Annotated in this window: 10 protein-coding genes; 8 read left to right on the top strand and 2 right to left on the bottom strand. The window is 66.6% G+C overall.

Going from position 1 to position 12,330, the window contains the following annotated elements:
- Positions 1–30 precede the first annotated feature (30 nt).
- Entirely contained in the window at positions 31–600 is a 570-nt protein-coding gene (locus B9Z01_RS03370; RefSeq protein WP_085480820.1) for an RBBP9/YdeN family alpha/beta hydrolase, read from the top strand.
- A 197-nt stretch (positions 601–797) separates the two neighbouring features.
- Here the strand turns inward: B9Z01_RS03370 and B9Z01_RS03365 are convergent, their stop codons facing one another.
- Positions 798–2,018 carry a CaiB/BaiF CoA transferase family protein gene (locus tag B9Z01_RS03365; RefSeq protein WP_085480819.1) on the bottom strand — a complete coding sequence of 407 codons (1,221 nt, stop codon included), beginning with the start codon at positions 2,016–2,018 and terminating at the stop codon, positions 798–800.
- 305 nt (positions 2,019–2,323) lie between these two features.
- On the opposite strand from B9Z01_RS03365, the gene alaS reads away from it, so the two are divergent.
- Positions 2,324–4,960 carry an alanine--tRNA ligase gene (gene alaS, locus B9Z01_RS03360; protein WP_085480818.1) on the top strand — a complete coding sequence of 879 codons (2,637 nt, stop codon included), beginning with the start codon at positions 2,324–2,326 and terminating at the stop codon, positions 4,958–4,960.
- Positions 4,961–5,219: 259 nt separating this feature from the next.
- On the opposite strand, the gene B9Z01_RS03355 is transcribed toward alaS, so the two are convergent.
- A complete protein-coding gene (locus tag B9Z01_RS03355) occupies positions 5,220–6,170 on the bottom strand; it encodes a LysR family transcriptional regulator (RefSeq protein WP_085480817.1) in 951 nt (316 codons plus the stop codon).
- A 100-nt stretch (positions 6,171–6,270) separates the two neighbouring features.
- Between B9Z01_RS03355 and B9Z01_RS03350 the strand changes: the two genes are divergently transcribed.
- The 6 genes from B9Z01_RS03350 (at position 6,271) to B9Z01_RS03325 (ending at position 12,270) form a co-directional block, all read left to right on the top strand.
- Positions 6,271–7,656 carry a YbfB/YjiJ family MFS transporter gene (locus B9Z01_RS03350; protein WP_085480816.1) on the top strand — a complete coding sequence of 462 codons (1,386 nt, stop codon included), beginning with the start codon at positions 6,271–6,273 and terminating at the stop codon, positions 7,654–7,656.
- A gap of 167 nt (positions 7,657–7,823) precedes the next feature.
- The gene (locus B9Z01_RS03345; protein ID WP_085480815.1) at positions 7,824–8,855 is read left to right on the top strand and encodes a threonine aldolase family protein; all 1,032 of its coding nucleotides are present in this window, start codon (positions 7,824–7,826) and stop codon (positions 8,853–8,855) included.
- 77 nt (positions 8,856–8,932) lie between these two features.
- A complete protein-coding gene (locus B9Z01_RS03340) occupies positions 8,933–9,463 on the top strand; it encodes an NUDIX domain-containing protein (RefSeq protein ID WP_085480814.1) in 531 nt (176 codons plus the stop codon).
- 114 nt (positions 9,464–9,577) lie between these two features.
- Positions 9,578–10,726: an iron-containing alcohol dehydrogenase gene (locus B9Z01_RS03335; RefSeq protein ID WP_085480813.1), complete on the top strand. Its 1,149-nt coding sequence runs from the start codon at positions 9,578–9,580 to the stop codon at positions 10,724–10,726.
- Between the two features lie 141 nt (positions 10,727–10,867).
- On the top strand, positions 10,868–11,317 hold the full coding sequence (locus B9Z01_RS03330; RefSeq protein WP_085480812.1) for an acyl-CoA thioesterase: 450 nt from the start codon (positions 10,868–10,870) through the stop codon (positions 11,315–11,317).
- A 14-nt stretch (positions 11,318–11,331) separates the two neighbouring features.
- Entirely contained in the window at positions 11,332–12,270 is a 939-nt protein-coding gene (locus B9Z01_RS03325; RefSeq protein WP_085481167.1) for a branched-chain amino acid ABC transporter permease, read from the top strand.
- The last annotated feature ends 60 nt before the right edge of the window (positions 12,271–12,330 follow it).

Genomic DNA, 12,330 nt, shown 5'->3' with positions numbered 1-12,330 from the left:
ACACCACCAACGCGGAGCGCGGGAAGCGCGATGAGCGGACAAAAACTGAACACACTCGTGCTGCCCGGGTATCTGAACTCCGGCGCAGGGCACTGGCAAACGCGCTGGGAAGCGCTCGATCCGGCGTTCGCGCGCGTGCGGATGCCGGACTGGGACCATCCTTCGCGCGACGCATGGTGCCGCACGCTCGACGCCGCGGTGGCCGCCGCCGAAGCGCCTGTCGTGTTCGCCGCCCATAGCCTCGGCTGCCTGACCACGGCCTTCTGGGCCTTGCACTACGCGAGCGCGGCGCAACTCGCGAAGGTGGCAGGCGCGTTGCTGGTTGCCGTGCCCGATCCCGCCGAGCCTCATTTCCCGCCGGACGCGGCCGGCTTCGCGCCAGTGCCGCTCACGCGCCGCCTGCCGTTCGCGACGATCGTCGTGGCAAGCAGCGACGACCCGTATGGCGGCGTGCCGTTTTCGCAAAGCTGCGCGAACGCGTGGGGCAGCCGCTGGATCGGCCTCGGCGCGCGCGGCCATATCAACGCGGACAGCGGCCTCGGCGACTGGGACGAAGGGAGAAGCTGGCTGGCTTCGCTGGGGGCGGCGCGTTGGGCTTGAGCCCGGCGGCGCCGGCATCGGCAAGGGGAGCAGGGCTGCCGCATCCGTGATGCTGCCGGACCGCGCGGTGGAACATCGCGACTAACGCGGCAGCCACGACAGCCACGACAGCCTTGCGCTCGCGCAAGCGCGCCACGAGGCGGCTGGAGCCGGCTAAAGCGTAGCCGCTCAACCGGCACGGTCTCCAGTCTCTCCCGTCAGATCACCGATTTTCTCTTCAGCTCCTCGATGCGCGCCGCGTCATACCCAAGCACGTCGTGCAAGACACGCTCGGTATGCTCGCCGAGCAGTGGCGGATGACTCAGCGCCTGCGGCGGCGTGCCGGTCATGTTGATCGGATTGCGCACGAGCTTGACGGTGCCGCCCGACGGATGCGGCAGATCGACCTGCAGGCCGCGCGCCACCACCTGCTCGTTCTCGAACACCTCGTCGAGGTCGTTGATCGGTCCGCACGGCACGCCCGCCGCTTCGAGCGTGGCGATCCATTGCTGCTTGCCTTGCAGGCGCACCATCTCAGCGAGGATCGGCACGAGGATGTCGCGGTTGCGTACGCGCGCGGGGTTGGTCGCGAAGCGGTCGTCGTCGGCGAGTTCCGGGCGGCTGCCCACTTCGACGAATTTGCGGAACTGCCCGTCGTTGCCGACCGCGACGATGATCCAGCCGTCGCTCGTCTGGAAGGTCTGGTAGGGCACGATGTTCGGATGCGCATTGCCCCAGCGCACCGGTGGCCGGCCGCTCGCGAGGTAGTTCGAATTCATGTTGGCGAGCATCGCAACCTGCACGTCGAGCAGTGCCATGTCGATGTATTGGCCTTCGCCCGTGCGGTCGCGGTGCGTGAGCGCAGTGAGCACGGCAATGGTCGAATACATGCCGGTCATGAGGTCGGCGATCGCGACGCCGGCCTTCTGCGGACCGCCGCCCGGCTGGCCGTCGCGCTCGCCGGTGATGCTCATGAAGCCGCCGATGCCCTGCACGATGAAGTCGTAGCCGGCGCGCTGCGCATACGGCCCGGTTTGCCCGAAGCCCGTGACCGAGCAGTAGATCAGGTCGGGCTTCACTTCTTTGAGCGATTCATAGTCGAGCCCGTACTTCTTCAACTGGCCGACCTTGTAGTTCTCGAGCACCACGTCGCTTTGCGCGGCCAGCTCGCGGATGATGCGCTGGCCTTCGGGCGACGCGATATCGACCGTGACCGAGCGCTTGTTGCGGTTCGCCGCGAGATAGTAGGCGGCCTCGCGCGTGTCCGCGCCTTCGGGCGTTTTCAGATAGGGCGGCCCCCAGTGGCGGGTGTCGTCGCCGACTTCGGGACGTTCGATCTTGATGACGTCGGCGCCGAAATCGGCGAGGGTCTGCGCGCACCACGGGCCGGCGAGCACGCGGGTGAGATCCAGCACGCGGATGTGACTGAGAGCGCCCATATTCCTGAATGTCTCCTGATTTAAGCGATGTCGTGCGAGGTTCAGCGGATGAGCCATCTTAAGCGATTCCCGCCCGCGGACGCACTCAGCCGAACGTCATAGCGCGGATCGGGCGAGGCGACACGCCGCGTGACTGTCTCGCCGTGCCTGCCCGCACCTGGCCGGATGGCTGGCTGCACCGGGCGCGCCGCCGCGCAGGCTCGCCGATCCCGTATAATCAGCCGGTTAAGAAACAAACAGTTGGCGCATCTCACGATGCAGCCGGTAACAGTCAGGAATAGTCAGGACCCGTCCCCCCGCACGCTATGAAAGCCGCTGAAATCCGCGAGAAATTCCTCAAGTTCTTCGAATCGAAGGGCCACACGATCGTCCGTTCGTCGAGCCTCGTGCCCGGCAACGACCCGACGCTGCTCTTCACCAACTCGGGCATGGTGCAGTTCAAAGACGTGTTCCTCGGCGCGGAATCGCGTCCGTATTCGCGCGCCACGACCGCGCAGCGCAGCGTGCGCGCCGGCGGCAAGCACAACGATCTGGAAAACGTCGGCTACACCGCGCGTCACCACACGTTCTTCGAGATGCTCGGCAACTTCTCGTTCGGCGACTACTTCAAGCGCGACGCGATCCACTACGCGTGGGAACTGCTGACCGAGGTCTACAAGCTGCCCAAAGAGAAGCTCTGGGTCACCGTCTATCAGGAAGACGACGAAGCGCACGACATCTGGGCGAAGGAAGTGGGCGTGCCGGTCGAGCGCATCATCCGCATCGGCGACAACAAGGGCGCGCGCTACGCGTCGGACAACTTCTGGCAGATGGCCGACGTCGGCCCGTGCGGCCCGTGCTCGGAAATCTTCTACGACCACGGCCCGGACGTGTGGGGTGGTCCTCCGGGATCGCCTGAGGAAGACGGCGACCGCTATATCGAGATCTGGAATCTCGTGTTCATGCAGTTCAGCCGCGACGCGCAAGGCAACATGACGCCGCTGCCCAAGCAGTGCGTGGACACCGGCATGGGCCTCGAACGTATCGCCGCAGTGCTGCAGCACGTGCACAGCAACTACGAGATCGACCTGTTCCAGGCGCTCATCGAGGCCGCGGGCCGCGAAACGGGCGTGAGCGATCTCACGAACAACTCGCTGAAGGTGATTGCGGACCACATCCGCGCGTGCTCGTTCCTGATCGTCGACGGCGTGATTCCGGGCAACGAGGGCCGCGGCTACGTGCTGCGCCGTATCGTGCGCCGCGCGATCCGCCATGGCTACAAGCTCGGCAAGAGGGGTTCGTTCTTCCATCGCCTCGTCGCCGACCTCGTCGCGCAGATGGGCGATGCGTATCCGGAACTGAAGCAGGCCGAGCAACGCGTCACCGACGTGCTGCGCCAGGAAGAAGAGCGCTTCTTCGAGACGATCGAGCACGGCATGTCGATTCTCGAGGCCGCACTCGCCGACCTCGAAGCAGCAGGTGGCAAAACCAGCGGCAAGACGCTCGACGGCGAACTCGCGTTCAAGCTGCACGACACCTATGGCTTCCCGCTCGACCTGACCGCGGACGTGTGCCGCGAGCGCGAAGTCACGGTCGACGAACCGGCCTTCGACGAAGCCATGGCGCGCCAGCGCGAGCAGGCACGCGCGGCGGGCAAGTTCAAGATGGCGCAGGGCCTCGAATACTCGGGCGCGAAGACCACGTTCCACGGCTACGAGGAAATCGTCTTCGACGACGCGAAGGTGATCGCGCTCTACGTGGACGGCGCGTCGGTGCAGCAGGCGCACACCGGCCAGCAGGCTGTCGTCGTGCTCGATCACACGCCGTTCTATGCGGAGTCGGGCGGCCAGGTCGGCGACCAGGGCGTGCTCGCGAACGCAAGCACGCGCTTTGCGGTCGCCAATACGCTGAAGGTGCAGGCCGACGTGGTCGGCCATCACGGCACGCTGGAGCAGGGCACGCTGAAGGTCGGCGACATCGTCAAGGCGGAAATCGACGCGGTGCGCCGCGCCCGCACGGCTCGCAACCACTCGGCCACGCACCTGATGCACAAGGCGCTGCGTGAGGTGCTCGGCGCGCACGTGCAGCAGAAGGGCTCGCTCGTCGATGCCGAGAAGACCCGCTTCGACTTCGCGCATAACGCGCCGATGACGGACGAGCAGATTCGCCGTGTCGAGGAAATCGTCAACGCCGAAGTGCTCGCCAACGCGCCCGGCATCGTGCGTTTGATGTCGTATGACGAAGCGGTGAAGGGCGGCGCGATGGCGCTGTTCGGCGAAAAGTACGGCGACGAAGTGCGCGTGCTCGACCTCGGCTTCTCGCGTGAACTGTGCGGCGGCACGCACGTGAGCCGCTCGGGCGACATCGGCTTCTTCAAGATCGTGATGGAAGGCGGTGTGGCGGCGGGTATCCGTCGCCTGGAAGCGATCACCGGCGACAACGCGGTGCGCTATGTGCAGGAACTGGAAGCGCGCGTCAACGCGGCCGCGGCGGCGCTCAAGGCGCAACCGGCGGAACTGACGCAGCGCATCGGCCAGGTGCAGGATCAAGTCAAGGCGCTCGAGAAAGAACTGAGCGCGCTGAAATCGAAGATGGCGTCGAGCCAGGGCGACGAACTCGCGGGCCAGGCCATCGAAGTCGGCGGCGTGCATGTGCTGGCCGCGACGCTCGATGGCGCGGACGTCAAGACGCTGCGTGAAACGGTCGACAAGCTCAAGGACAAGCTCAAGAGCGCGGCCATCGTGCTGGCTGCTGTCGAAGGCGGCAAGGTTAGCCTGATTGCTGGTGTGACCGCTGACGCGAGCAAGAAGGTCAAGGCGGGCGAACTGGTCAACTTCGTCGCCCAGCAGGTCGGCGGCAAGGGCGGCGGCCGTCCGGACATGGCTCAGGCTGGCGGTACCGAGCCGGCTAAACTGCCCGCGGCGCTCGCGGGAGTCAAGGCCTGGGTCGAAGGGCAGCTTTGATTTGTGATGCGGGGTTGAACCCGGCTTGATTCGACGTTGAGCCGGGTTTGATAGAGGAACCACGAGCGACCCGCAGGGGCCACGCGGCGCGCCGGTAAGAGCGGCGTAGCGCGTGGCCCCTGCGCTTTTGCGGCAGCGGGTTACAGCAGTGAGTTACGCCAGCGAGTCAGGGTAGTGAGCCAGAGTAGTGAGTCAGGGTAGTGCGCGGCAGCAGTAAGCAGCGCCAGCGCCGGATCCTTTCCCCGCCGGGATTCAACAATCAGACAACATCTGCATTCACTCGCGCCGCCGCATCTGCGCGCGGCAAATCTGTCCCGGCTGCCTCGGCCGTCGGCGCCGCATCCTCCGACGCCACCAGCGTCTGCCGCAACGCATTGAGCGCCGACGAAAAATGTCCGCGCCGCCAGACCAGCAGCGTCTCGATCATGCCGATATCGGGCAACTCGTGCACCGCGATATTGCTCGCGTCGGCCTGCAGATCCAGCACCGAACGCGGCGCAACCGCGACGCCGGCGCCAGCCGCCACGCACGCGACGATCGCGTGATACGAGCCGAGTTCCAGCACCCGCGCTGGCCGCACGCCGTGTTCCAGATACCACTTCTCGATATACGAGCGGTAAGCGCAGCCGCGCTCGAACGCGATCAGCGTCGATAGCGATACGTCGCGCACCTCGCGAATCGGCCGATGTCCGCGCGGCGTCAGCATCACCAGTTCCTCGCGAAAGATCGGCACGGTCTCGAACAGATCGTTGAGCACGGCCGGGTCGAGCGGCGTCGCGACCAGCGCGGCATCCACTTCGAACTCGCGCACCCGCTCGATCAGCTTGCCGGTCGTGCCGGTCTCCAGTTCCAGCGCGACGGCGGGCCACTGCTGGTGATATTGCGCGAGTAGCCCGGGCAGACGCGTCGCCGCGACACTTTCCATCGTACCCAGCCGCAGACGCCCGCTCGGACGATCCTCGCGCACCGCGTGACGCGCCTCGTCGGCGAGTGCGAGCAGGCGCTCCGCGTAGGGCAGCAGCGTTTCGCCCGCCGGCGTCAGCACGAGACGGCGGCCGTCGCGGATGAAAAGGTCGGTGCCGAGCTGCTCTTCGAGCTGCTTGATGCGCGTCGTCACGTTCGATTGCACGCGATTGAGCTTGGCGGCGGCACGCGTCACGCCATTTTCCCGTACGACAGCGCGAAAAATAGTCAGGGCGGCCAGATCCATGATTCTCTCCGAGCGATGGTTGATATCCTAATTATTCATTTTTAGAGATTGCTTGGTCAAGCTACCATAGTTTCAATTCACTGTTGTTTTACCGTCCGCCATGAACGACCTCGCCTCTCATCCATACGAACGCTTCCATGAGCCGCACGCCGCCCGGCGCGCCGCGCTCGCCTGCATGGTGACGCTGGCCGTCGTGCTCGGCATCGGGCGCTTTGCCTTCACGCCGCTGCTGCCGCTGATGCTGCACGGCGCCGCGTCCGGTCAACCGCATCTCGACATCCAGCAAGGCGGCTGGTTGGCGTCGTTCAATTACGCCGGCTATTTCGCCGGTGCGGTGACGTGCGCGGCGCTGCGCACCGATCCGGCGCGCATGGTGCGCGTGGGGCTCGTCGCGACGGTTCTGCTGACGCTCGCAATGGGCGTCACGGGACAGTTCTGGGTATGGGCGGTGGTGCGCTTCGTCGCTGGCGCAGTCAGCGCGTGGACCTTCGTGTTCGCTTCGCAGTGGGGTTTGCGGCGGCTCGCCGAACTCGGCGCGCACGCGTGGAGCGGGGTGATTTACACGGGGCCGGGCGTGGGCATCGTCGGGACGGGCTTGCTGGTCAGCGTCGCGGGCGGTTACGGCGCACAGGTGGGGTGGATCGGCTTTGGGGTGATCGGCGCGGTGTTGGCGGCGCTGGTCTGGCCGGTGTTCGGCGACGCGCCGCGTGTGAAGGCGGCGAAGCTTGCTGCGGAGAAGGCTGCCGCAAGGGCCGCCGCGAAGACCGTTGGGATGACCGCTACCGCAAAGGCCACCACCGCAAAGGCCGCCACCGCAAACGTCGCCAGTGAAAAAGCCGCCGCCGCATTCCAGGCGAACGTAGCCCAGCCCCACCCAGCCCACGCTCACCCGACTCCCGCCGCCCATCGGGCCGACGCGTTCTGGCTGATCCTCCTCTACGGCATTCCCGGCTTCGGCTACATCATCACCGCGACTTTCCTGCCCGTTATCGCGCGGCACGCGTTGCCGGGTTCGGCGTGGCCGGACCTGTTCTGGCCGATGTTCGGCGCCGCGCTGATCGTCGGCGCACTGGCGGGCGCGCGCCTGCCTACGCATTGGGATAACCGCGTGCTGCTCGCGGGCTGCTATGTGCTGCAGGCGTTGGGCATCGCGCTCGGCATCGTGTGGCCGACGGCGGGCGGTTTTTCGCTCGGCAGCATCCTGATCGGCCTGCCGTTCACCGCGATCACGCTGTTTGCGATGCGCGAGGCGCGGCGTCTGCGTGGCGACGACGCGGCGGGTTTGATGGGTTACGCGACGGCGGCCTATGGCATCGGTCAGATCGCCGGTCCGCTCGTGGCCGCGCCGATTGCGGCGCATACGGGATCGTTTTCGCCGGCGCTGTGGCTGGCCGCACTCGCGCTGCTGGCGGGCGCGGCGGGGCTGATCGCGGTGGCGCACGTGCCGCGTGGCCGCGGCCGCATGCCGGATTGCGGGTGCAACTAACGGTCAAGGTGTTCAACGGCGCGAAAAGCGGGGAGCACGAAAGCGAAGGGCACTCCTGAAACCCCGCCCATAAAACACCCGCCTCCGGAACATATATCGCACGGGCGCACTAAAATGACCGCTTTCCGTCATCCCCACGCGCCTGTCGCCGGGCGCGTCGTGCCACCATGCAACATTTCGCGTCCGACAACTACGCCGGCATCTGTCCCGAAGCGCTCGACGCGCTGATCGCCGCCAACAACAGCGGCCACGAGCCGGCCTACGGCGACGATTCCTGGACCAACCAGGTCTGCGACCGTCTGCGCGAACTCTTCCAGACCGATTGCGAAGTGTTCTTCGTGTTCAACGGCACGGCGGCCAATTCGCTCGCGCTCGCGTCGCTGTGCCAGTCGTATCACTCGGTGATCTGCCACGAACTCGCGCACATCGAGACCGACGAATGCGGCGGTCCCGAATTCTTTTCGGGCGGCTCGAAGCTGCTGACCGCGCCGGGCATCGGCGGCAAGCTCACGCCCGATGCGATCGAAGCGGTCGTCACGCGCCGCGCCGACATCCACTATCCGAAGCCGAAGGTCGTCACGCTGACCCAGTCGACCGAGGTCGGCACTGTCTACAGCGTCGAGGAAGTGCGGGCCATCGCGGCCATTGCGAAGCGCCGTCATCTGAAAGTGCACATGGACGGCGCGCGCTTCGCGAACGCGGTCGCGGCGCTCGACGTGCATCCGTCGGAGATCACGTGGCGCGCGGGCGTCGACGTGCTGTGCTTCGGCGGCACCAAGAACGGCTTGCCGGTCGGCGAGGCGGTGGTGTTCTTCGATCGCGCGCTCGCCGACGATTTCGCCTATCGCCTGAAGCAGGCGGGGCAACTGGCCTCGAAGATGCGCTTCATCTCCGCGCCGTGGCTCGGCCTGCTCGACAACGACGTGTGGCTGCGCAACGCGCGTCACGCGAACGCGATGGCGCGTCTGCTGCAAACGCGGTTGCAGGAAATTCCGGGCGTGAGCATCATGTTTCCGGGCGAATCGAATGCGGTCTTCGCGCAGTTGCCGCCACACGCCGCGAAGGCGATGCGCGCGCGCGGCTGGAAGTTCTATGAGTTCATCGGCGCGGGCGGTTGCCGGCTGATGTGCGCATGGGACACGCAGCCCGAAACGGTCGAGCGTTTCGCCACCGAAGTGCGCGAGTTGTGCGCGGCGTGACGCAGAGCGCGCGGCGCGTCCCGCCGCACGCGAGGTCGCTGATAAATACAGATACGAGATAAAGAGACGTTCCCTTCATGACCGATTACCGATTCTGTCCGCGCTGCGCGAAGCCTTTGACCGAACGCGCGGACCCCGCGCACGAGGGCGGCCGCATCCGCCAAAGCTGCCCCGATACCGAGTGCGGCTACGTCCATTGGAATAACCCGCTGCCGGTCGTGGCCGCGATCGTCGAATACGAGGGGCAGATTCTGCTGGCGCGCAATGCCGCGTGGCCCGAGGGCATGTTCGCGCTGATTACGGGCTTCCTCGAAAATGGCGAGACGCCGGAACAGGGCATCGCGCGCGAAGTGCACGAAGAGACGGCGCTGCATACGGAGTCGGTCGAGCTGATCGGTGTGTACGAATTCATGCGCAAGAACGAACTGATCATCGCCTATCACGTGAAGGCGCACGGGACGATTTCGCTGTCGCCGGAATTGCTCGAGTACCGCCTCGTCGAGCCGGCCAAACTGCGGCCGTGGCGCGCAGGCACCGGCCAGGCGCTCGGCGAATGGATGCGGCGGCGCGGTCTGCCGTTCGAATTCGTCGAGAGACCGGGGCAGTAGGCGCCGCATCGGGAACAACGGTCCCGCGTCGATCGGCGATCAAGCGGCAATCAGGCGGCAATCAGGCAGCGACCAACCCGCGATCAATCAGCAAACGCTCAGGAGAAGCACGGCATGGCCTACATCTACTACCTGACTCATATTCATCTGGGCTACGAAGCATTGTCGCAACTGCCGTCCGAGTGCGCGCGCATCGGCATCGAGCGGCCGCTCGTCATCAGCGACAAGGGCGTCGTCGTGGCCGGCATCGCGAAACAGGCGCTCGACGCGCTGAAGCTCGGCGACGTGCCGCTCTTCGACGACACCCCGTCGAACCCGACCGAGGCGATGGTGCTCGCGGCCGCCCAGATGTATCGCGACGAACGCTGCGATGGTCTGATCGCGGTGGGCGGCGGGTCGTCGATCGATCTCGCGAAGGGCGTCGCGATTGCGGCCACGCATCCGGGACCGCTCACGCAGTACGCGACGATCGAAGGCGGCAGCGCGAAGATCACGGATGCCGTCGCGCCGCTGATCGCGATTCCGACCACCGCGGGCACGGGCAGCGAGGTCGCGCGCGGCGCGATCGTGATTCTCAACGACGGCCGCAAGCTCGGCTTTCACTCGTGGCATCTGCTGCCGAAAGCGGCGCTCTGCGATCCGGGCTTGACGCTCGGTCTGCCGCCGGGTCTGACCGCGGCGACCGGCATGGACGCGATCGCGCACTGCATCGAGACCTTCCTCGCGCCCGCCTTCAATCCGCCCGCTGACGGCATCGCGCTCGACGGACTCGAGCGCGCATGGGCCAGCATCGAGCGTGTGTGCGCGGACGGCAGCGATCGCGAAGCGCGGCTGAACATGATGAGCGCGTCGATGCAGGGCGCGATGGCGTTCCAGAAGGGCCTCGGCTGCGTGCACTCGCTGTCGCATCCGTTGGGCGGCCTGAAGGTGAACGGGCGCACGTCGCTGCATCACGGCACGCTGAACGCGGTCGTGCTGCCCGCGGTGCTGCGCTTTAACGAGCGCGCGCCGAGCGTGGTGGCCGAGCGCCGTTATGCGCGGATGCGCCGCGCGATGGGTTTGCCGGACCACGGGGATCTCGCGCAGGCGCTTTTCGACATGACGGCGCGGCTCGGTCTGCCGACCGGCCTCAAGCAGATGGGTGTCGACGAAAGCATGTTCGACAAGGTCGTGCAGGGCGCGCTCGTGGACCATTGCCATCGCACGAATCCGCGCGAAGCGACGGCCGACGATTATCGCCGCATGCTGAGCGAGTCGCTGTGACGAAGCCGCGCGAGCCCGGCAACGGCAACGGCAACGGCAGCGGCCGCGCCGGGCGGCACCGCCGCCGCGAAAAATCAACGACAGGCAACGACACGTGCCCCAGGCCGCCGATACAACCTCACGCCTCATGAGCAGATACCAATGAACAAACCCGCTCCCACGCCACGCGCCGCCTATCCGTACTTCCTGTCCATCACGACCCGCTGGATGGATAACGACGTCTACGGCCACGTGAACAACGTCGTCTACTACAGCTATTTCGACACCGTCGTGAACGAGTATCTGGTCCGCGCGGGCGTGCTCGATTTCGAGCATGGCGCGACGATCGGGCTCGTGGTCGAGACGCAATGCAACTACTTCGCGCCGCTCGTGTTTCCGGATCGCATCGATGCGGGCTTGCGGGTCGTGCGGCTCGGCACGTCGAGCGTGCGCTACGAAGTCGGGCTCTTCAGGGAAGGCGACGCCGAGCCCGCCGCGCAGGGACATTTCGTGCATGTCTACGTGGATCGCGCGACGCGCCGTCCCGTGAACCTGCCTGCCGGTCTGCGCGCGGCGCTCGAACCGCTGAGCGTTTGCGCGCCGGCGAACTAGGGTGGATCACGCGCGTGCAGTCGCTCGTCGTCAACCTGCTCAACGGCCTCAGCTACGGCCTGCTGCTGTTCATGCTGTCGGCCGGGCTCACGCTGATTTTCAGCATGCTCGGCGTGCTGAATTTCGCGCATGCGAGCTTCTACATGCTCGGCGCCTATGTCGGTTTTTCGGTGGCCGCGCGCGCCGGGTTCTGGAGCGCACTCGTGGTCGCGCCGCTCGCCGTCGGTCTGCTCGGCGCAGCGCTCGAGCGCTGGCTGCTGCGGCGCGTGCGTACGCACGGCCATTTGCCCGAACTGCTGCTCACGTTCGGCGCCGCGTATCTGCTCGGCGAGCTGGTCAAACTCGGCTGGGGACTGAGTCCGCTTTCCGCGCCGGTTCCGGCCGTGCTCGACGGCCCGCTGTTTTCGCTTTACGGTGCGGTCTTCACGCGCTATCGCGCGTTCATGATGGCGGTGTCGCTCGTGATGCTCGCGGCGCTCGTCGCGGTGCTGAGCGTGTCGCGCACCGGCCTGATCGTGCGCGCCGCGCTCACCCATGCGCATGCGGTCGAAGCGCTCGGCCACAACGTGCCGCGCGTCTTCACCGGCGTGTTCGCGGCCGGCACGGCGCTCGCCGCGCTCGCCGGCGTGATCGGCGCGCCGCTCTTCGTGATCGAACCGGCGATGGCGGAATCGCTCGGCTCGATCGTCTTCGTCGTGGTCGTGATCGGCGGGCTCGGCTCGCTGAGCGGGGCGCTCGCCGCGTCGCTGCTGGTGGGCTGCGTGCAGACGCTCGCGGTGGCGAGCGACGTGTCGCTGGGCGACGTGGTGTCGGTCGCTGGCGCCTCGCTGCCGCCCGAGTGGGACGCGCTGACGCTCGCGCAACTCGCGCCGCTGATTCCTTATCTGCTGCTCGTCGCGGTGCTGGCGCTCAGGCCGCGCGGGCTTTTCGGACGGCGTGAGGATCATGCGTAAGCGCGGCGCGCGTTCAGAGGCGGCGAAAGACGCAATGCCGCCGCCCGTGCCGCCTGCGCG

It is taken from the genome of Paraburkholderia susongensis (assembly GCF_900177725.1).
Taxonomy (GTDB): domain Bacteria; phylum Pseudomonadota; class Gammaproteobacteria; order Burkholderiales; family Burkholderiaceae; genus Paraburkholderia; species Paraburkholderia susongensis.
Note: the sequence above shows the minus strand (reverse complement) of the source record. Positions and strands in the feature narration are given on the sequence as shown.

Excerpts from the sequence above, each read along its gene's own strand:
- B9Z01_RS03370 (WP_085480820.1), top strand. The coding sequence starts at position 31 with ATGAGCGGACAAAAACTGAACACACTCGTGCTGCCCGGGTATCTGAAC.
- B9Z01_RS03365 (WP_085480819.1), bottom strand. The coding sequence starts at position 2,018 with ATGGGCGCTCTCAGTCACATCCGCGTGCTGGATCTCACCCGCGTGCTC.
- alaS (WP_085480818.1), top strand. The coding sequence starts at position 2,324 with ATGAAAGCCGCTGAAATCCGCGAGAAATTCCTCAAGTTCTTCGAATCG.
- B9Z01_RS03355 (WP_085480817.1), bottom strand. The coding sequence starts at position 6,170 with ATGGATCTGGCCGCCCTGACTATTTTTCGCGCTGTCGTACGGGAAAAT.
- B9Z01_RS03350 (WP_085480816.1), top strand. The coding sequence starts at position 6,271 with ATGAACGACCTCGCCTCTCATCCATACGAACGCTTCCATGAGCCGCAC.
- B9Z01_RS03345 (WP_085480815.1), top strand. The coding sequence starts at position 7,824 with ATGCAACATTTCGCGTCCGACAACTACGCCGGCATCTGTCCCGAAGCG.
- B9Z01_RS03340 (WP_085480814.1), top strand. The coding sequence starts at position 8,933 with ATGACCGATTACCGATTCTGTCCGCGCTGCGCGAAGCCTTTGACCGAA.
- B9Z01_RS03335 (WP_085480813.1), top strand. The coding sequence starts at position 9,578 with ATGGCCTACATCTACTACCTGACTCATATTCATCTGGGCTACGAAGCA.
- B9Z01_RS03330 (WP_085480812.1), top strand. The coding sequence starts at position 10,868 with ATGAACAAACCCGCTCCCACGCCACGCGCCGCCTATCCGTACTTCCTG.